This is a genomic window from Streptomyces sp. NPDC043176 (assembly GCF_056436715.1).
Genome location: NZ_JBWKCA010000015.1, coordinates 84626 through 103645, shown reverse-complemented (window position 1 = coordinate 103645; position 19020 = coordinate 84626). Strand labels below are relative to the sequence as shown.

General features: G+C 73.4%; 18 protein-coding genes. 11 read left to right on the top strand and 7 right to left on the bottom strand.

Annotated features, from left to right (window positions below; translation table 11 throughout):
- Positions 1-29: 29 nt before the first annotated feature.
- From AC067A_RS24095 to AC067A_RS24055, 9 genes are all read left to right on the top strand, one after another.
- Positions 30-998, top strand: a complete 969-nt coding sequence (locus AC067A_RS24095; RefSeq protein WP_479244541.1) for an NADPH:quinone oxidoreductase family protein — start codon at positions 30-32, stop codon at positions 996-998.
- On the top strand, positions 995-2176 hold the full coding sequence (locus AC067A_RS24090; protein ID WP_479244540.1) for an acyl-CoA dehydrogenase family protein: 1182 nt from the start codon (positions 995-997) through the stop codon (positions 2174-2176). The genes AC067A_RS24095 and AC067A_RS24090 overlap by 4 nt, the downstream gene beginning before the upstream one ends.
- Complete coding sequence (locus AC067A_RS24085; RefSeq protein WP_479244539.1) at positions 2173-3270, top strand: acyl-CoA dehydrogenase family protein; 1098 nt, start codon at positions 2173-2175, stop codon at positions 3268-3270. Before AC067A_RS24090 ends, AC067A_RS24085 begins: the two co-directional genes overlap by 4 nt.
- Before the next feature lie 111 nt (positions 3271-3381).
- On the top strand, positions 3382-4980 hold the full coding sequence (locus tag AC067A_RS24080; RefSeq protein ID WP_479244538.1) for an ABC transporter substrate-binding protein: 1599 nt from the start codon (positions 3382-3384) through the stop codon (positions 4978-4980).
- Positions 4977-5969: an ABC transporter permease gene (locus tag AC067A_RS24075; RefSeq protein ID WP_479244537.1), complete on the top strand. Its 993-nt coding sequence runs from the start codon at positions 4977-4979 to the stop codon at positions 5967-5969. The genes AC067A_RS24080 and AC067A_RS24075 overlap by 4 nt, the downstream gene beginning before the upstream one ends.
- A complete protein-coding gene (locus AC067A_RS24070) occupies positions 5962-6798 on the top strand; it encodes an ABC transporter permease (protein WP_479244536.1) in 837 nt (278 codons plus the stop codon). The genes AC067A_RS24075 and AC067A_RS24070 overlap by 8 nt, the downstream gene beginning before the upstream one ends.
- The gene (locus AC067A_RS24065; protein WP_479244535.1) at positions 6795-7907 is read left to right on the top strand and encodes an ABC transporter ATP-binding protein; all 1113 of its coding nucleotides are present in this window, start codon (positions 6795-6797) and stop codon (positions 7905-7907) included. The genes AC067A_RS24070 and AC067A_RS24065 overlap by 4 nt, the downstream gene beginning before the upstream one ends.
- Positions 7900-8571 (top strand): ABC transporter ATP-binding protein, encoded by a 672-nt coding sequence (locus tag AC067A_RS24060; RefSeq protein WP_479244534.1) that lies wholly within the window; start codon positions 7900-7902, stop codon positions 8569-8571. Before AC067A_RS24065 ends, AC067A_RS24060 begins: the two co-directional genes overlap by 8 nt.
- A gap of 153 nt (positions 8572-8724) precedes the next feature.
- Positions 8725-8919 carry a hypothetical protein gene (locus AC067A_RS24055; RefSeq protein WP_033200996.1) on the top strand — a complete coding sequence of 65 codons (195 nt, stop codon included), beginning with the start codon at positions 8725-8727 and terminating at the stop codon, positions 8917-8919.
- A 241-nt stretch (positions 8920-9160) separates the two neighbouring features.
- Here AC067A_RS24055 and AC067A_RS24050 read toward each other — a convergent pair whose 3' ends face one another.
- The 4 genes from AC067A_RS24050 to AC067A_RS24035 all read right to left on the bottom strand — a co-directional run bounded on the left by AC067A_RS24050 (position 9161) and on the right by AC067A_RS24035 (position 12288).
- Positions 9161-9961 carry a VOC family protein gene (locus AC067A_RS24050; RefSeq protein WP_479244533.1) on the bottom strand — a complete coding sequence of 267 codons (801 nt, stop codon included), beginning with the start codon at positions 9959-9961 and terminating at the stop codon, positions 9161-9163.
- A gap of 121 nt (positions 9962-10082) precedes the next feature.
- Positions 10083-10583, bottom strand: a complete 501-nt coding sequence (locus AC067A_RS24045) for a nucleotide triphosphate diphosphatase NUDT15 (protein ID WP_479244532.1) — start codon at positions 10581-10583, stop codon at positions 10083-10085.
- A gap of 251 nt (positions 10584-10834) precedes the next feature.
- Positions 10835-11806 carry a universal stress protein gene (locus tag AC067A_RS24040; protein ID WP_479244531.1) on the bottom strand — a complete coding sequence of 324 codons (972 nt, stop codon included), beginning with the start codon at positions 11804-11806 and terminating at the stop codon, positions 10835-10837.
- An 83-nt stretch (positions 11807-11889) separates the two neighbouring features.
- Positions 11890-12288 (bottom strand): DUF5997 family protein, encoded by a 399-nt coding sequence (locus tag AC067A_RS24035; RefSeq protein ID WP_479244530.1) that lies wholly within the window; start codon positions 12286-12288, stop codon positions 11890-11892.
- A 193-nt stretch (positions 12289-12481) separates the two neighbouring features.
- On the opposite strand from AC067A_RS24035, the gene AC067A_RS24030 reads away from it, so the two are divergent.
- Positions 12482-13264 carry a LysR family transcriptional regulator substrate-binding protein gene (locus AC067A_RS24030; RefSeq protein WP_479244529.1) on the top strand — a complete coding sequence of 261 codons (783 nt, stop codon included), beginning with the start codon at positions 12482-12484 and terminating at the stop codon, positions 13262-13264.
- 156 nt (positions 13265-13420) lie between these two features.
- Entirely contained in the window at positions 13421-13999 is a 579-nt protein-coding gene (locus tag AC067A_RS24025) for a Type-2Aa cytolytic delta-endotoxin (RefSeq protein WP_479244528.1), read from the top strand.
- 85 nt (positions 14000-14084) lie between these two features.
- On the opposite strand, the gene AC067A_RS24020 is transcribed toward AC067A_RS24025, so the two are convergent.
- The 3 genes from AC067A_RS24020 to AC067A_RS24010 all read right to left on the bottom strand — a co-directional run bounded on the left by AC067A_RS24020 (position 14085) and on the right by AC067A_RS24010 (position 18759).
- Complete coding sequence (locus AC067A_RS24020; RefSeq protein ID WP_479244527.1) at positions 14085-15743, bottom strand: FAD-dependent oxidoreductase; 1659 nt, start codon at positions 15741-15743, stop codon at positions 14085-14087.
- 33 nt (positions 15744-15776) lie between these two features.
- Positions 15777-16688 carry an AurF N-oxygenase family protein gene (locus tag AC067A_RS24015; RefSeq protein WP_033200877.1) on the bottom strand — a complete coding sequence of 304 codons (912 nt, stop codon included), beginning with the start codon at positions 16686-16688 and terminating at the stop codon, positions 15777-15779.
- A gap of 244 nt (positions 16689-16932) precedes the next feature.
- On the bottom strand, positions 16933-18759 hold the full coding sequence (locus tag AC067A_RS24010; RefSeq protein ID WP_479244526.1) for a S8 family serine peptidase: 1827 nt from the start codon (positions 18757-18759) through the stop codon (positions 16933-16935).
- Between the last annotated feature and the right edge of the window lie 261 nt (positions 18760-19020).

The window sequence follows — 19020 nt, the reverse complement described above, 5'->3', positions numbered from 1 at the left end:
GACCGCTCGGTACGGAGGAGGCATTCCGGATGCAGGCATGGCGTGTGTACGAGAACGGCGAACCGGGCGCGGTGATGCGCCGCGAGGAGGTGGAACCGCCCGAGCCCGGAGACGGCCGGGTCCTCCTGAAGGTCCGCGCCGCCAACGTCAACTTCCCCGACGCGCTGCTCTGCCGCGGCCACTACCAGGTGCGGCCCCCGCTGCCCTTCACCCCCGGCGTGGAGGTCTGCGCCGAGACCGAGGACGGCCGGCGGGTCATCGCCACGGCCGCGCTCCCGCACGGCGGCTTCGCCGAGTACACCCTCGCCGACGCCGCCGGGCTCCTCCCCGCCCCCGAGGCGCTCGACGACGCCGAGGCCGCCGCGCTGCACATCGGCTACCAGACCGGCTGGTTCGGGCTGCACCGCCGCGCCGCCCTCCAGGAGGGCGAGACCCTGCTCGTCCACGCGGCGGCCGGCGGGGTCGGCAGCGCCGCCGTCCAGCTCGGCAAGGCGGCCGGCGCCACCGTCATCGGCGTCGTCGGCGGCCCGCACAAGGCGGCCGTCGCCCGCGCCCTCGGCTGCGACGTGGTGATCGACCGGCGCTCCGAGGACGTGATCGCCGCCGTCAAGGCCGCGACCGGCGGCCGCGGCGTCGACGTCGTCTACGATCCGGTCGGCGGCGAGGCCTACCAGCAGTCCGCCAAGTGCGTGGCCTTCGAGGGGCGGATCGTCGTCGTCGGCTTCGCGAGCGGCACCGTCCCCGCCCCCGCCCTCAACCACGCCCTGGTGAAGAACTACTCCGTCCTCGGCCTCCACTGGGGCCTGTACGCGGCGAAGGACCCGGCCTCGATCGTCCGCTGCCACGAGACCCTCACCGCCTACGCCGCCAAGGGCCTGATCAAGCCGCTCATCGGCGAACGCGTCCCCTTCGCGGGCGCGGCCGACGCCGTGCAGCGCGTCGCCGACGGCACCACCACCGGCCGCCTCGTCGTCCTCCCGGAAGGGGCCCGCGCATGACCGACGCCGACGAACTCCGGGCACTGGTGCGGCGGTTGCTCGACGAGCACCCGCCCGCCACCACCGACCGCACCGACTTCCTGAAGGCCCGCTTCGACGCCGGACTCGCCTGGGTGCACTACCCCGTCGGCCTCGGCGGACTCGACGCGCCCCGCGCGCTCCAGGCCGTCGTCGACGCCGAACTCGCCGCCGCGGGCGCCCCGGACAACGATCCCCGCCGCATCGGCATCGGCCTCGGCATGGCCGCGCCCACCCTGCTCGCGCACGGCTCCGACGAGGTCAAGCGCCGCTTCCTCCGGCCGCTGTGGGTGGGCGAGGAGGTGTGGTGCCAGCTCTTCAGCGAGCCCGGCGCCGGCTCCGACCTCGCCGCGCTCGGCACCAGGGCGGTCAAGGACGGCGACACCTGGGTGATCGACGGGCAGAAGGTGTGGACCTCCAGCGCCCACGTCGCCCGGTGGGCCATCCTCATCGCCCGCACCGACCCGGACGCGCCCAAGCACCGGGGCATCACCTACTTCGTCTGCGACATGACCGACCCCGGCGTCGAGGTGCGCCCGCTGCGCCAGATCACCGGCGAGGCGGAGTTCAACGAGGTCTTCCTCACCGGCGTGCGCATCCCCGACGCCCACCGGCTCGGCGCGACCGGCGACGGCTGGCGGGTCGCGCAGACCACCCTCATGAACGAGCGGGTCTCCATCGGCGGCGCCCGCGTCCCCCGCGAGGGCGGCATGATCGGCAAGCTCGCCGGGACCTGGCGCGACCGGCCCGAGCTGCGCACCCACGACCTGCACCGGCGGCTCCTCGACCTCTGGGTCGACGCCGAGGTGGCCCGGCTCACGGGCGAGCGGCTCCGCCAGCAGCTCGTCGCGGGCCAGCCGGGACCCGAGGGCAGCGCGATGAAGCTCGGCTTCGCCCGGCTCAACCAGGCCATCAGCGGCCTCGAGGTCGAACTGCTCGGCGAGGAGGGCCTGCTGTACGGGGACTGGACGATGCGCCGTCCCGAACTCGTCGACTTCACCGGCCGCGACGCCGGCTACCGCTATCTGCGCTCCAAGGGCAACTCGATCGAGGGCGGCACGACCGAGGTCCTCCTCAACATCGTCGCCGAACGGGTCCTCGGCCTGCCGCCCGAGCCCCGCAACGACAAGGACGTCGCCTGGAAGGACCTCGCCCGATGACGCGATCGCCGAACCTGCTCTACTCCGACACCGAGGACGACCTGAGGGCGGCCGTCCGCGACCTGCTCGCCGACCGGGCGGGACACCAGACCGTGCTCGACCGCATCGAGTCGGACAGCCCCTACCTCCCGGGCGTCTGGACCTCCCTCGCGACCGGCATCGGCGCCGCCGGACTCCTCGTCCCCGAGAAGCTCGGCGGCCAGGGCGCGAGCCACCGCGAGGCGGCCGTCGTCCTGGAGGAGCTGGGCCGGGCGGTGACCCCGGTGCCGTACCTCACGAGTGCGGTGGTGGCCGCCGAGACCCTGCTGACGCTCGCCGAGGGCGACGCCGGTGAGGCCGGCCCGGCGGCCGGACTCCTCGCCGGGGTGGCGGGCGGCGGTACGGTCGCGGTGCTCGCCGTACCGCTCTCGGCCGGCCCGGGCGTGGAGCCGCGGACCGGCTCCGCGGTGACCGGGGTCGCCGACGCCGTGGCCGCCGACGTCCTGCTCGTTCCGCGCGCCGACGGCCTGTACGCCGTACCGGCCGGAGAGGCCGTGATCGAGCCGCGGACCCCGCTCGACCTCACCCGGCCGCTGGCCGCGGTCACCACGCGGGAGGGCAGCGGCACCCGGCTCGCCGGGGCCGACGCGACCCGTGCGGCGGTGCGTCGCGGTCTGCTGGCGGGGGCGGGGCTGCTCGCCTCCGAGCAGCTCGGGATCGCCGAGTGGTGCCTGGAGGAGACGGTCCGGCACACCCGTGAGCGCCACCAGTTCAACCGTCCCGTCGGTTCCTTCCAGTCGCTCAAGCACCGGATGGCGCAGCTCTGGCTCGACCTCGTCGGCGCCAGGGCGGCAGCCCGTGCCGCGGCCGACGCCCTGGCCACCGGCAGCCCGGACGCCCCGCTGACGGTGGCCGTCGCACAGGCCTACTGCTCCAAGGTCGCGGTCCGGGCCGCCGAGGAGTGCGTCCAGCTGCACGGCGGGCTCGGGATGACCTGGGAGCACCCCGCGCACCTGGCGCTCAAGCGGGCCAAGTCCGACCAGATCGCGCTCGGTTCGGCCGGCGTCCACCAGGACGCGATCGCCGTGCTGATGGACCTGCCGGCGCCCGCGTAGCGGAGCCGAGGCCTCCGGGTAAGGGGCCCCTGTGTCCGCACCCCTTGACGTGCTGTTTTAATTGCGAACTGTTCGCAATAGCAGTCGATCTTCAAAAGGGGTGTGGACACGATGGCCGCCCGATCCGTTCGCCGCGCGACCGCCGCGACAGTGACAGGGGTGCTCGCCCTCGCCACCGCGGCCTGCTCGAACCCCGGCGCCACCGCCGGCGGATCCGGTGGACCGAAGGATTCCGCGGTCGTCGGCATCGCGTACGAACCCGAGACGCTCAGCCCCCTCCTCGGCTACGGCAAGGACGGCAACTCCAAGATCTTCGACGGCCTGCTCGCCTTCGACGCCGACATGAAGCTCGAACCGGCCCTCGCGAGCAAGCTGCCCCAGGTCAGCGCCGACGGACTCACCTACACCTACCCGCTCCGCCACGGCGTCACCTTCAGCGACGGAGCGCCCTTCACGGCGAAGGACGTCGTCTTCACCTACCGGACGATCCTCGACCCGAAGACCAACAACGCCTCCCGCACCGAACTCGACGCCCTCGCGAGCGTCCGCGCCGTCGGCGACGACACCGTCGTCTTCACCCTCAAGTACCCCTACGCCCCCTTCGCCGAGCGCACCGTCCAGGCCATCGCCCCCGAACACGTCGCCGCGCGCCAGGACGTCAACACCGGCGCCTTCACCACCCGGCCGATCGGCACCGGCCCCTACGTCCTCACCGGCTGGTCCAGGGGCGAGAAGCTCACCTTCGCGGCCAACCCCACCTACTGGGACGGCGCGCCCGAGGTGAAGCGGTTCACCATGGCCGTGGTCAAGGACGACGACGTCCGCGCCACCCGGCTCCGCGCCGGCGACCTCGACGGCGCCGTCCTGCCGCCGAACCTCGCCGCCGGATTCGCCGAGGACCCGGCGAAGAAGACGTACACCGCCAGGACCTACGACTACCGAACGGTCACCCTCCCCACCCACCACCGCGTCACCGGCGACACCGCCGTCCGGCGCGCCCTCGACGTCGCCGTCGACCGGCAGGCCATGGTCGACAAGCTCCTCGAAGGCGCCGGAAAGCCCGCCTACGGCCCCGTCCCCACCGACAGCCCCTGGTTCGCCCGGGGCACCGAACGCCGCCACGACCTCGCCGCCGCGCGGAGGATCCTCGACGAGGCCGGCTGGAAGCCCGGCCCCGACGGCGTCCGCGTCAAGGACGGCGTCCGCGCCGCGTTCCCGCTCTGGTACCTCTCCGGCGACAAGCTCCGGCAGGACCACGCCCTCGCCTACGCCTCCGACGCGAAGAAGGCCGGCATCGCCGTCACCACCCAGGCCGGCACCTGGGAGGTCATCGAGCCCCGGATGAAGACCGACGCCGTCCTCGCCGGCGGCGGCTCTCCCGGCGACCCCGACTTCGACCAGTACCCGCTCCTGAAGTCCTCCCTCGCCGGCGACGGCTTCAACAACATGGCCTGGTACGACGACGGGACCGTCGACCGCGCCCTGGAGGACGGCCGCCGGACGAACGACCTCGCCAAGCGCCGCGCCGCGTACGACACCGTCCAGCGCGCACTGGTGAAGAACCCCGGCTACACCTTCCTCACCCACGTCGACCACCTGTACGTCGTGAACGACCGCTGGGACGGCCTGGACACCCAGGTCGAGCCGCACGACCACGGCCTCGCCTCCGGCCCCTGGTGGAACGTCGAGAACTGGAAGCCGAAGAGTTGAGCCGCCGCCTCCCCTGGGGGGCCATGGCACGGATGACGGGACGGCGCGCCCTGGCCGCCGTCCCCCTCCTCCTCGCCGTCACCTTCGCGGTGTTCGCCGTCGCCGAAGCCTCCCCCTTCGACCCCGTGAAGGCCTACGCCGGCACCGCCGGACTCACCGCCTCACAGGAGAACCTCGACCAGCTCCGCGCCAACCTCGGCGCCGACCACCCCCTCCTCACCCGCTGGTGGGAGTGGCTCACCGCCGCCCTCACCGGAGACCTCGGCGACTCCTCGGTCATGCGCCGACCCGTGGCCGACGTCATCGGCGAACGGCTCGGCTGGTCCGTCCTCCTCGCCGCCACCGCCTTCCTCGTCGCCCTCGCCCTCGGCACCCTCCTCGGCGTCCTCGCCGGGCGCCGCCGCGGCGGCCTCCTTGACCGGGCCGTCAGCTCCGCCGCGTACACCCTGGAAGCCGCCCCCGCCTTCTGGCTCGGCCTGCTCGTCATCTGGTTCTTCGCCCTGCGGCTCGGCGTCCTGCCCGCCGGCGGGCTCACCGACACCGCCGGCGACACCGTCACCGCCGGCCAGGTCGCCCGCCACCTCGTGCTTCCCGCACTCGTCCTCGGCCTCACCCAGCTGCCGTGGTTCTTCCTGTACGTCCGCCAGGGCGTCGGCGACGCCCTCGACGAGGACCCCGTGCGCGGCGCCCGCGCCCGCGGCCTGAGCGAACGCACCGTCCTCACCGGCCACGCACTCCGCTCCGGCATGCTGCCCATGCTCACCCTCGTCGGCTCCCGCGTCCCCGAACTCATCACCGGAGCCCTGCTTGTGGAGACCGTCTTCAGCTGGCCCGGCATCGCCGCCGCCACCGTCACCGCGGCCACCGCGGTCGACTTCCCGCTGCTCGCCGCACTCACCGTGCCGGCCACCGCGGCCGTACTCCTCGGCAACCTCCTCTCCGACCTGCTGTACGGGCTCGCCGACCCCAGGGTGGGCTTCGATGGCTGACCCGCGCACGCACCACCCGCGCCTGTGGAGCTCCGCCGTCACCATCGGCGCCCTCCTGCTCGCGGTCCTGCTCGTGCCGCCGCTCGTCCAGCTGGACGAGCAGGCGGTCGACCTCTCCCGCAAGCTCCTCCCGCCGTCCTGGGAGCACCCCTTCGGCACCGACGACCTCGGCCGCGACCTCCTCCTGCGCTGCGTCTACGGCCTGCGGATCTCCCTGCTCGTCGGCCTCGTCGCCGCACTCGTCGCCACGGTCGCCGGCACCGCCGTCGGCGCCGCGGCCGGAGCGCTCGGAGGCTGGACCGACCGCACCCTCATGCGGCTCGTCGACGCGTTCTCCTCCGTGCCGCACCTCCTGCTCGGCATCTTCGTCGTCGCCCTCTTCCGACCCGGGGTCTGGCCCGTCATCGCCTCCGTCGCCGTCACCCACTGGCTCTCCACCGCGCGGATCGTCCGCTCCGAGGTCCTCTCGCTGCGCACCCGGCCCTTCGTGGACGCCGCCGTCTCCGGCGGCGCCACCCGGTGGCGCGTCGCCGTCCGCCACCTGCTCCCCGCCGTCCTGCCGCAGGCCGGACTCGCCGCCGTCCTGATGGTCCCGCACGCCATGTGGCACGAGTCCGCCCTCTCGTTCCTCGGCCTCGGCCTCCCCAGCCACCAGGCCAGCCTCGGCAACCTCGTACAGAACGCCCGCTCCTCCCTCCTCACCGGCCACTGGTGGCCGGCCCTCTTCCCCGGCCTCCTCCTCATCGTCCCGACCCTCGCGCTCGCGGGCCTGGCGGGCGCGTGGCGGGACCGGCTCAACCCGCGCCGCCGATCGGAGCCGACCCTGTGACCGCCGCGAACGGCAAGGTCCTGCGCGCCCTGGAGGCCGTCACCGCCGAACGGGCCGAGGACGCCCTGCTCAGCGTCCGCGGCCTCACGGTCCGCTTCCGGCTGCGCGGTGGCCGCGCCGTCGCCGCCGTGAGCGACGCGGACTTCGACCTCGCGGCGGGGGAGTGCCTCGCCCTCGTCGGCGAGAGCGGCTGCGGCAAATCCGTCCTGGCCTCGGCGCTCCTGGGCCTCCTGCCCGGGAACGCCGAGACGAGCGGTACCGCGCTGCTGGCGGGCGCGGGAGCTGATACGGGCGCTGGTACGGGTACGGGCGCTGGTACGCGTACGGACGGGGGCGCGGGCACGGCCGGGACGATCCGGGGAGACGGGGCCGCCCGACCCGGCACGACCGACCTCCTCGCCGCCGACGAGAAGACCCTCGCCCGCACCGTACGGGGCCGGCGCGTCGGCCTCGTGCCGCAGAGCCCGGCGGCCCACCTCACCCCCGTCAGGACCGTGCGGGCCCAACTGGAGGAGACCGTGCGGGCCCTCACCGCGGTCCCGCGCCGGGCACGGCGGAAGGCCGCCGAGGACGCCGCCGCCCGGACCGCGTTCCCCGCCGGGCACCTGGACCGGTACCCGCACGAGCTGTCCGGCGGGCTCGCGCAGCGCGCGGCCACCGCGCTCGCCCTGATCGGAGACGCCCGGCTCCTGCTGGCCGACGAACCGACCACCGGCCTGGATCGGGAGCTCGTCCACCGCACGGTGGACGAACTGCGCCGCCACGTCGACGAGGGCAGGGGCCTGCTCCTCATCACCCACGACCTCGCCGCAGCCGAACGCGTCGCCGACCGCGTCGCCGTCATGTACGCGGGCCGGATCGTCGAACTGGCCCCCGCCCACCGGTTCTTCGGCCCGACCGGACCCCGGCACCCCTACGCGCGCGGCCTCCTCGACGCCCTCCCCGCGCGGAGGTTCACCCCGATCCCCGGCATGCCGCCGGAACTCTCCGACCTGCCCGACGGCTGCGCCTTCGCCCCGCGCTGCCCCCGAGCCACCGCCCTCTGCGCCACCCGGCCCGAGCCGCGCGCCGGGGTGGCCTGCCACCACCCGGAGGACGTCCGTGCTTGAACTCGACACCGTCACCGCCGGCTACGACCGCCGGACCCCCGTCTTCCGCGGCGCCTCGCTGACCGTCGCCCCGGGCGAGTCCGTGGGGCTCCTCGGCCCCAGCGGCTGCGGCAAGTCCACCCTCGCCCGCGTCGCCGCGCTGCTGCACCGCCCCGACTCGGGCCGGCTCGTCCTCGACGGCGCCGAGGTCCGCGCCTGGCGCCACCGTGCCCCGCGCGAACAGCGCACCGCCGTCGGTGTCGTCTTCCAGCAGCCCCGCACCGCGGCCGACCCCCGGCTCACCCTCGCCGACCTGATCGTCGAACCCCTGCGCGCCACCGGTCGTCGCGCCGAGGCGGCCGGGCGCCTCGCCGCACTCGCCCCGACCGTCGGCCTCACCCCCGAACTGCTCGCCCGGCGACCCCACGAGGTCAGTGACGGGCAGCTCCAACGCGCCTGTCTGGCACGGGCGTTGGTCCTTCGGCCGCGCTGGCTGATCTGCGACGAGATGACCGCGATGCTCGACGCCTCCACCACGGCCGCCCTCGTCGCCGCCGTCGAGACCTACCGGGCCGAGACCGGCGCCGGCCTGCTCGCCGTGGGTCACGACCGCGTCCTGCTGCGCCGCTGGTGCGACCGCACCGTCGAGTGGGAGGAGTGCCTGCCCGCCGCGCGGACCCCGTGACGACGCCGTGGACACCGGGCCCCTCCGTGACCGGTCCCGTCCGAATCTCACCCGTATGGCCGCCCCGCCATACGCCCGGACGGACCGCCCATTCCGCCACACTGTCCGCCGAACGCCGCAATTCCGGTGCGGCGACGGAGGGACGTGAACGCGATGGCCGTTTCCATTTCTGTCGTGGTGCTGCTGCTGGTGCTGGCCGTGATCTTCCTGCGCAGCGGAGGACTCAAGTTCACCCACGCGCTCGTCTGCGCCCTGCTCGGCTTCTTCATGGCCGGCACCAGCATGGCGCCCACCATCCACAACGGCGTCGCCGCCACCGCCAACGTGGTCTCCAGCCTCAGGCCGTGACCTCCGCGAGGGGGTTCGGACAGCCGAAACCGCCGTCGGCTTCCGCACCGGTCGGCGGGCCTTCTGGCGGTTCACCGGCACCGGCCTCGCGCACGACGACAACTGGGCGCCGGTCACCGCCGGACCGGACGGCACCGTGTACGTCGGGGTGTTCAACGGCCTCGTCGCGGTCCGCGACGGCGTCTGAGACGCACGGCGCCGCCCCGGGACCACCGGGCCCCGGGGCGGTGTCCCGTACCCGTCACTCCATCTCGGGCATCTCGCCGACCGTGGTCCGCAGGTCGATGACCGCGAACGCGGCGCCCTGCGGGTCCAGGATGGCCGCGAACCGGCCGTAGGGGCTGTCCATCGGCCCGAAGACCTTCCGCCCGCCGACCGCCTCGGCCTTCTCGACGGCCTTGTCGCAGTTGTCGACGCCGAAGTAGATCTGGATGTAGGAGGGGATCTCCGGGGGGAAGTCCTCCGAGGTCATCTTCATCCGGCCGAGCACGGGCTGCTCGCCACCGAGGTCGAAGACCCGGTAGTCCACGTGCTCGTCCTTCATCTTCTTGGAGCCGTAGCCGAAGACGGAGGTGAAGAAGGCGTCGGACTTCTCCGGTTCCCGCGTGAAGACCTCGGCCCAGGCGAACGAGCCGGTCTCGCCCTCCAGCTCGAAGCCCTCGTGTGCCCCGCCCTGCCAGACGCCGAAGGTCACGCCGGTCGGATCCTGCGCGATGCACATCGACCCGAAGTCGCCGACCTGCATCGGCTCCATCAGGACCGCGCCGCCCGCCGCCCGGATCTTCTCCGCCGTGGCGGCGACGTCCGGCGAGGCGAAGTACAGACACCAGGCCGACTGCGGCTCGCCGTCCTGTCCCGGCATCGGCGGGACGACCGCCGCGACCGCCTTCGTGCCCTTGTAGGCCTGCGTGTAGTTGCCGTATTCGGAGGAGGACTCGCCGAAGGTCCAGCCGAGCACCTCGCCGTAGAACATCTTGGCGCCCTCGACGTCGGTGTACATCGCGTCGGTCCAGACCGGCGTGCCTTCAGGTCGTGCGGCCATGACGGTGACTCTCTCTTCCGGTCGGAGGACGTGGTTCCTTCGAGCCACGCTAACCAGGGCCACGCCACCCCGCTCGGTGACGGAGAGTGAACGGGGGCGGTCCTTCACCCGGACGGGGGCGTCAGCGCGGCAGGCGCCCCATCGCGTACCGGTGGAACGGGCCGTCGGGCAGTGGGAGTTCGGGCCGCCACATCCGCAGCACCTGGGCGGAGGGCAGGAACAGCGCCTCCGGCAGGCGGTCCGGCTCCGTCCACTCCCAGCGCTCGATCTTCTCCGGCTCAGCCGCGGCGGCGCCTCCGCGGAAGGCCCGCACCACCGTGGCCACGGTCATCCGGGTCAGCCGCGCCGAGGTGACGGCGTCCAGGACGAGCCCGAGCACCTCGACGTCGGCGGCGTCGGCGACGAGCGTGGTCTCCTCGGCCAGCTCGCGGACGACCGCCGCCTCGATCGACTCGCCCGGTTCGACCTTGCCGCCCGGCAGTTCCCACACCCCGGAGCGGTCCAGGCCCAGCAGGACCCGGCCGGTGTCGTCGACGACCACCACCCCCGCGCCGAGGGAGGCCTGGGCGGCCGGCGGCTCGACGTTCCGGCGGGCGGTGGCGGCGTGATCTGCGGTCGTCATGGGCCCTTGTCTACCAGGCGGCACTGACACGTAACAAAAGGGAGAAACCTCTTGTATCGGGCAGAAAAAGGAGGAAACTCTTTCTTACACCGGACAACCGGAGAGAGCCGCACCCGCCTCCGAAGACGTTCGAAGGCCCGCGTGACCCTTTCAGCAGGCTCTGGCCAGGCCCCCGGCGGGGCCGGTCGGCCACGGGAACCGTCGGCGACGGCCTACGACCCGCGCGAACCGACCCGGACCGCCGGGGACTGTCATGCCCCCGGCCCCGCACCGGCGCCCGAGGGCGCCGCCGGCACCACCGCCACCGGACAGTGGGCATGGTGCAGGACCGCGTGCGCCACGGAACCGATGAGCAGCGAGCCGAGACGGTGCCTGTGGTGCCGTCCCACCACCAGCAGGCCCGCGTTCCGCGAACCCTCCACGAGCCGTCCCGCCGCGTCGCCCGGCGCCACCACGGCGGTGAGACCCACCCCCGGCCACCGCGCGGCGAAGGGCCGCAACCGCTCCCCCTGCTCCCGCTCCGCCTCCCGTACGAGCTCCGCGCCCTCGTCCGCCAGGGGAAGCGGCGGCGGCACCTGCAGCGCCGGGGACGGCGCCGCGAGCAGGGCACCCGGCTGCGGCGGCAACCGGAACGCCGTCACGGCCTCCAGCGGTACGCCCCGGCGGTGCGCCGTCTCGAAGGCGAACGCCACCACCTCGTCCGGCGTCTCCTCCGGATGCAGGCCGAGCAGCACCCGGCCGGCCTCCGCCCCGCCCTCCAGGGCCGCCGCGCGCGCCTCGTGCGGCACGACGACGAGCGGACAGGGCGCGGTCATGGCCAGGGTCCGGCTGGTCGAACCGAGCAGCAGGCTCGCGAAGCCGCCGTGCCCCCGGGACCCGGTGACCAGGAGACGCCCGCCGCGCGCCGCCGCGGGCAGCGCGTCGGTCACGGACCCGTCGAGCGACGCGTACCGCACCGGAACGGAGTGGCCGCCCTCCTCGACGACGGTCCGCACGGCCTTCAGGACCGTGTCGGGGAGCTCCGGCTCCGTGCCCAGGGAGGCGATCCGGGCGGCGCCCAGCTGGAGCGCGTCGGACCGCACGTGGGCGATCACCAGAGGAGCCCCCAGGCCCTCCGCCGCCCCCAGGGCCCACTCCAGGGCGCGGAGACTGTGTTCGGATCCGTCCACGCCGACGACGACCGGCGGCTCGGACGCGGTGTTCGTGCTGCTCGTGTCACTCATGAGGGGATGACTCCCCCACCCGCACACACGCCACGCCGGTCCGGACCTCCTCGGTCCGGACCGGCGTGGCGTGAAGGGACGGGTCAGGCGTCCTGATCGCGGCGCGCCCGCTCCGCGTCGCGCTCCTTGATGCGGACGGTCTCCTTGCGGACCTCCGACTGGGTGGCGCGCTCCTTCTTGAGCCACTCGGGAAGTTCCTGCTTGATCGCCTCGATCTGCTCGGTGGTGAGCGGCTCGGTGATCCCGCCGCGGGCGAGGCCGGCGATGGAGACGCCGAGCTTGTTCGCGACGACCGGGCGCGGGTGCGGGCCGTTGGCGCGCAGCTCCTGGAGCCAGGCGGGCGGGTTGGCCTGGAGCTCGGTCAGCTCGGCGCGCGAGACGACACCCTCCTGGAAGTCGGCGGGGGTGGCCTCGAGGTACACACCCAGCTTCTTCGCCGCGGTCGCGGGCTTCATCGTCTGGGTGTTCTGGTGCGACGTCATGGTGTCAAGGGTATCGAGCATGCGGGCGACCTCCGACCACGTCCGCTACCGGTAGCCTTGCGGGGTGACAGGCTCGGACGTTTCCCCCGCGGATTCCCTCTCGGATTCCGACGCGGCTTCCCCCGCGGAATCCCCCTCGGTCTCCTCCTCGGCCCCCTCGGGTCCTTCGTTCCGGCTCGTGTACGTGCCCGGGGTGACACCCTCGAAGTGGGTGCGGATCTGGAACGAGCGACTGCCCGACGTACCCCTCACGCTCCTCTCGGCCACCCCCGTCGAGGCCTTCGGGCTGCTCCGGGAGGGCTCCGCCGACGCGGGACTCGTCCGCCTGCCCGTCGACGGGGACGACCTCAGCGCCATTCCCCTCTACGAGGAGACCACGGTCGTCGTCGTCCCCAAGGACCACCTGTTCGCCCAGGTCGAGGAGATCTCGGCGGGCGACCTCGCCGACGAGCTGGTCCTGCACCCCCTCGACGACACCCTCGGCTGGGAGCGGCCCCCGGGCCGCCCCGCGACGGAGCGCCCCGAGACGACCGCCGACGCGGTCGAGCTGGTCGCGGCGGGCGTCGGCGTGCTCGCCGTCCCGCAGTCCCTCGCGCGGCTCCACCACCGCAAGGACCTGACGTACCGGACGCTCAACGACGTCCCGCAGTCGCGCGTGGCCCTGGCGTGGCCGACGGCCGACGAGGCCCCTGACCTGGTGGAGGAGTTCATCGGGATCGTGCGCGGCCGCACGGTGAACAGCACCCGGGGCCGCCGCGCCGAGGAGCTGAAGGGTCGCAAGCAGCCGCGGCAGGACCAGAAGAAGCCCGCGAGGCCCGGTGCCGCGAAGTCCGGCGGTGCGAAGTCGGGCGGTGCCAAGCAGGGCGGTGCCAAGCAGGGCGGTCTCAAGGGCGGCGCCAAGAGCGGCATGCGTACGGGCGGCAAGGGCGCCGCGGCCCGCGGCAAGAGCACCAAGCCCCGCCGCGGCCGCGGCTGAGCACCGCCTCCGCACGACCGGGCTGCGCCTCCGTACCCCCGAGCCCGGCCTCCGTACGGCCGCGCCCCCTGTCCGCACGGCGGACGCCCCTCACCGGGGCGTGGGTGCCTCGGCATACTGACCCCTCCTGATCACCGAGATCATCCAGGAGGAGCTTTGGCCGCCAGTTTCAGGACCGTCGTCGAGGTGGCACCGGACCACCTCGACCAGGCCCGGTCCATCGACCGGGTGTTCCAGGAGGCGATCGCCCCGGCGACCGTCAACTTCGACTTCGAGGCGATCCGGGAGGCCGCCGCGGCCGTCCCGGACAGCACCGTCGTGAAGATGGTCAGGGGCTGGGGGCTCCAGGAGTACGCCCCCGTCCTGGTCATGGTGCTCTCCCTCAAGGAGGCCGTCCGGCAGGCGCTGCCGGCCGAATGCGCGGAGGCCGGTTTCTGGGCCACCGTCGAGCGGGAGCTCGTCGGGGCCTTCACCGGCCTCGCCGCCCAGGAGGGGCAGCCCGGCCTCTCCGTGTACGAGGAGTCCGCGGAGCGCACCCGGTTCTACCGTGACCTGTTCTTCGCCCTCCAGGACGAGGAGACCGGGGAGTACATGTACGCCCTGGCCTTCTGCGTCGACGTGACCGTGGAGCTGCCGAAGGGGCGGGCCCTCGCGCTCGACCTGACGGACGTCGTCCCGTTCGGGGTGCGGCTCAACGCGATCGTGGTCCGCCAGGCCCTGGGCGTCCTGGTCTGATCCGTACCGGCTCCGCACCGGCCCGCCGTCCCGGGCCGGATCCCCCGCGGCCCGGAGCGCTCCGGCAGCTCCCCCGCCGCTCCCCTCAGCCGCTCCGGCGCCACCGCCCGCCCCGGGCCGCCGCGACGAGCTCCGGCACCGTCGCCAGCTTGACCCGGGGGCGCCCCGTGTCCCGGCCGCGGGCCCGTTCGGCCCGGTCGATGGCCGCGAGGCCGCGCGCGTCGACGAGACCCCGACTGCGGCTCCTGGCCAGCCGGCGGAAGTCCTGGGCCGTGCCCGTGGGGGTGGGCAGATCACCGGCGACCGCGTCCGCGAGCAGGGTCCCGACCGTCTCCTCCGCGCACACCCGGTTGGCGCCGATGCCGCCGGAGGGACCGCGCTTGATCCAGCCGACGACATAGCCGCCGGGCAGTCCCGTCACCCGCCCGGCCTCGTGCGGCACCGTGCCGGTGGCGGGGTCGAAGGGCAGCCCCGGCAGCGGGACGCCGCGGTACCCGATCGCCCGGACCAGCAGCCCGGCCCCGAGCTCCGTACCGGACTCCGATCCGTCCTCGGTCACCCGGACCGCACGGACGCGGTCGGTACCGAGGGCCTCGACGGGGGCGGAGTGGAAGCGCAGCACGATCCGGCGCCGGTCCGGCGCGGGGGCGGGCGTCCGGCCGACCCTCTCCCGGGCGACGTCCCGCAGCAGCGCCGCCTTCGACCCGGGCTCCGCCGCGTCGATCGCCGCGCCGGTGCGGGGGTCGTGGTCGTCGACCACCAGGTCCACGCCCGGCAGGTGCTTCAGGGCGAGGAGTTCGGAGGCCGTGTACGCGGCGTCCTCGGGGCCGCGGCGGCCGAGCAGCACCACCTCGCGGACCGGCGTTCCCCGGAGGGCGGCGAGGGCGTGGTCGGCGATGTCCGTGGCGGCGAGGGCGGTCGGGTCCATGACGAGGACGCGGGCGACGTCGAGGGCGACGTTGCCGTTGCCCACCACGACGACCCGCTCGGCGGAGAGCCGGACGGCGTCCCCGGCGGTCTCCGGGTGCGCGTTGTACCAGGAGACGACGGAGGTGGCGGAGACGCTGCCGGGCAGGTCCTCGCCGGGGATGCCGAGGCGCCGGTCGGCCGGTGCGCCGACCGCGTAGACCACCGCGTCGTGGTGCGCGGCGAGTTCCTCGACCGTGACGTCCTCGCCGACCCGCAGGCCGAGCCGCATGCGGACCCGGGGGTGGGCGTGGAAGCGGGCGAAGGTCTCCCCGGCGCCCTTGGTCGCCGGGTGGTCCGGCGCCACGCCGTGGCGGACGAGGCCGCCGGCCACCGGCAGCCGGTCGATCAGCGTCACCTCGGCGTTGGTGTGCAGCAGCAGGTCCTCGGCGGCGTACATGCCGGCGGGTCCGGTGCCGACGACCGCGATCCGGAGCGGGGCGAAGTCGGCGGGCAGCGAGCGGGGGAAGGAAGGGCCGCCCCAGGTGTGGAAGTTGGGCGACGCCACGGCCGGCGGGGGCGTCCGCTCCGCGTAGTATCGCGCGTTGATCCCCTCGTACTCCCGCAGGCGGGCGGTGAGGCGGTCCGCCGGGAAGATCGCGTCGACGGGGCAGGCGTCGGCGCAGGCTCCGCAGTCGATGCAGGACTTCGGGTCGATGTACAGCATCTCCGTGGTCCCGAAGTCCGGTTCCTCGGGCGTGGGATGGATGCAGTTGACCGGGCAGACGGCGACGCAGGTCGCGTCGTTGCAGCAGGTCTGGGTGATCGCGTAGGTCATGTCGTCGGCTCTGCTCTGCTCGGCTCGGAGGGGTCAGACGAGGTGGGCGCGCTGGTAGAAGAAGAGCGCGGGCCGGGTCAGCATGCCGACGTCGGCGAGGAACTCCATCAGGCCCGCGCAACTGGCCCGCAGCTGTGCCTTGTAGTGCTCGTTGGCGGCGGCCTCGCGACGGGCGCGCTCGGGGTCGAGTCCGGCCCGCACGTACACCTCCGGGCTGACCAGGCTGGTGATGATGTAGTACGCGGCGATGGCGACCACGAGGGCCTGGAAGTGGCGGCGCGTCCTGCCCGCGCGGGCGAGGTGGCGGCGCGTCTCGTCCCGGGCGAACTTCATGTGCCGGGACTCCTCGACCACATGGATGTTGCTGATGGTGCGGACGAAGGGGACGACCCGCTCGTCGCGCATCCAGTCGCGCTGCATGACGTCGAGGACCTCCTCGGCGACGAGGATGCCGGCGTACGCGGCCTCGCCGAAGCCGACGGTCTTCATGAACCGCCCCAGTTCCAGCACCGCGCGCTTGGGCCGGTACGAGGGCGCGCCGAGCTTCTGGGAGCCGCGGGCGAACATGATCGAGTGCCGGCACTCGTCGGCGATCTCGGTGAGGGCCCACTGGAACCGGGGGTCGGTGTGGTCCATGCGGTAGATGTCGCGGAGCACCATCTGCTGGAGGATCATCTCGAACCAGATGCCGGTGCTGGCCACCGAGGCGGTCTCCTGCCGGGTCAGCTCCTTGCGCTGCTCCTCGGTCATCTCGTTCCAGTAGGCGGTGCCGTAGAGGGAGTTCCACTCCGGGCTCTGTCCGTGGAAGTCCTTGTCGAGGGGGGTGTCCCAGTCCACCTCGACGGCGGGGTCGTACGACAGCTTCGCCGCCGACCGGAGCAACCGCTCGGCGACGTCCGAGTCGGTGACGTCCTGGTCGTCCGGGCGAACGGTGCTGCTTGCCATGGTGCGGCTCCTTGGGTCGCGTGAGCGGCTCGGGTTCTTGTTAGACATCGCGTCTAGCAAGCTTGTTAGACGGAACGTATAGCAAGCCTCCGGGGCGGGCCTACCCCTCGGTACGGACTTTTTCCTCTGGGTTACCCCGGGTACGTGAACGGGGCCGGAGCCGTGGCGGCTCCGGCCCCGTTCCCGGGTCGGAAGGTGCGGGAGGGTCGGGTCCCGGCCTCCTGGGAGACCGGGGCGCGGCCTCCTAGAAGGTCAGGTTCCAGGCGTCGATCCTGCCCGTGTCCTGGCTGGCGTTGTCGTTCACGCGGAGCTTCCAGACCCCGTTGGCGACCTCCGCCGACGCGTTGACCGTGTAGGTCTGCGCGATGTTGTCGGTGCCGCTGCCCGTGCGGTTGTGCAGGGTGTAGACGGTGCCGTCCGGGGCGACGAGGTCGACCTTCAGGTCACCGATGTAGGTGTGCTTGATGTCCACGCCCACCTTGAGGGTCGCCGGGGCGTTGCCCGTCACCCCGCTGACCGTGATCGGGCTCTCGACCGTGCTGTTGTCGGCGATCGCGACGTCGGCGAGGTTCTCGAAGTACGCGCCGGGCGGCGGGGTGGAGCCCCCGACGGCCTTCAGGGCGTCGACCGCGCCCTCGCCGAAGAAGCCGTTCTTCGCCGTGGTGCCGGTGCAGCGGGTGTCCGAGGGGCACGCGCGGTCGTTGGCCTGGACGCCGAGCTGGTCACGGATCTGGGCCGGCGTGAACGTCGGGTTCACGCTCGCGATCAGCGCGGCCACGCCGGCGACGTGCGGGGACGCCATCGAGGTGCCGCTCATGTTGCCGTACTTGCCGCCCGGAAGCGTCGAGTACACCTGGGTGGAGCCGTCGCCGCCCGGCGCCGCGACGTCGATGACGCCGTTGCCGAAGTTCGAGTACGAGGCCTTCGCGCCGCCGCTGGCCTGCGAGGCGACGGTCACCACGCCCGGCAGCTCGGTCGGGATGTCGATGCACGCGTTGGTGATCGTGCGGGTGACCGGCGTCGAGTCGTTGGGGCTCTCGGAGTCGGTCGTCTTGTTCGCCAGGTCGTAGTTGGAGTTGCCCGCGGCGGCGACCTGGAGCGAGCCCTTGCCCTCGGCGTACACCTGGGCACGGCGGACGCCCTCGATGATGGCGGCCTGGTCCACGTTGTCCGGGCAGTTGAACTGCCACGGGTCCGTGTAGTAGCTGTTGTTGGTGACCTTGAAGCCGTGGTCACCGGCCCACATGAAGCCGCAGATCGTGTTCTCCGCGAAGAACAGGCTGCTGGTCGGCTCCGCGATGCGGACCGCGGAGATCTTCACGCCCGGCGCGACGCCGATGACGCCCTTGCCGTTCTTGGCGGCCGCGATCGTGCCCGCGACGTGCGTGCCGTGGGTGCCGACGTCCCGCCACGCGCCGGCGCGGGTGTCCGCCTTGCCGTAGGCGCAGGAGGCCGAGTCGGCGGCGTTGAAGTTGGGCGCGATGTCCTGGTGCTGGTCGTCCACGCCGGTGTCGAGGACACCGACCTTCACGGTCGACGAACCGGTGGTGACCGCCCAGGCCTGGTCGGCCTTGATCTGGGTCATGTCCCAGCGGTTGGACTCGGTGAGCGTGGTCGCGGACTGCGCCGGGTTGGCCGGCAGCGCCGGGTTGTAGGCGTCGGCCGGGACGTCGGAGGTCCGGGTCGCGCCGACCTGCTGGACGCCGCCGACCGCGCGCATCGACGTGGCGAACGAAGCGGACGCCGAGTGCGCCACGATCACGCCGATCGCGTCGTACGTGGCGAAGACCGAACCTCCGTTGGTCGCCACGGCGCCGCTCACCGCGGAGGTGCCACCGGGAGCGGTGATCACCAGGTACGCGCGGGTGCCGGCGACCCAGGCCGCCGGCGCCGCCGCGGCGGTGGTGGTCGTGGTGGCCTGGTCCGCCCCCGCCGAACGGGCCGCGACGGGCGCGGTGTCCGACGTTGCTGCCTGGGCGAATCCGGCGGGAACGGCGAGCGCCACGGTCGTACCGAGCGCCGCCACGGCGATGGCCGAAGCCCTCAGCCGGCTGGATATGTGGGAAAACAATGCGTCCTCCGATGACCCGGTGGCGCGGGTGGCGCCTGCCGGGCCCTGTGATGTGTGGGGTGGAGGCAAGATCCCAGACTCATGGGGCGGAGGGAAGTGTTCTGTCCGAAAAGCCTGTTCGTGTGACGCACTGTTGATCTGGCGGCGCCGGGAAGGCGGTTCTATCCGCCCTCCTGCCCCTTTCGTTCCCACCACTCCGGGGAGCGGGGCGGCACAGGCCCCGGTTCCCGCAGTCCGCCCGCCCGCCGGGGTGGCAAACCG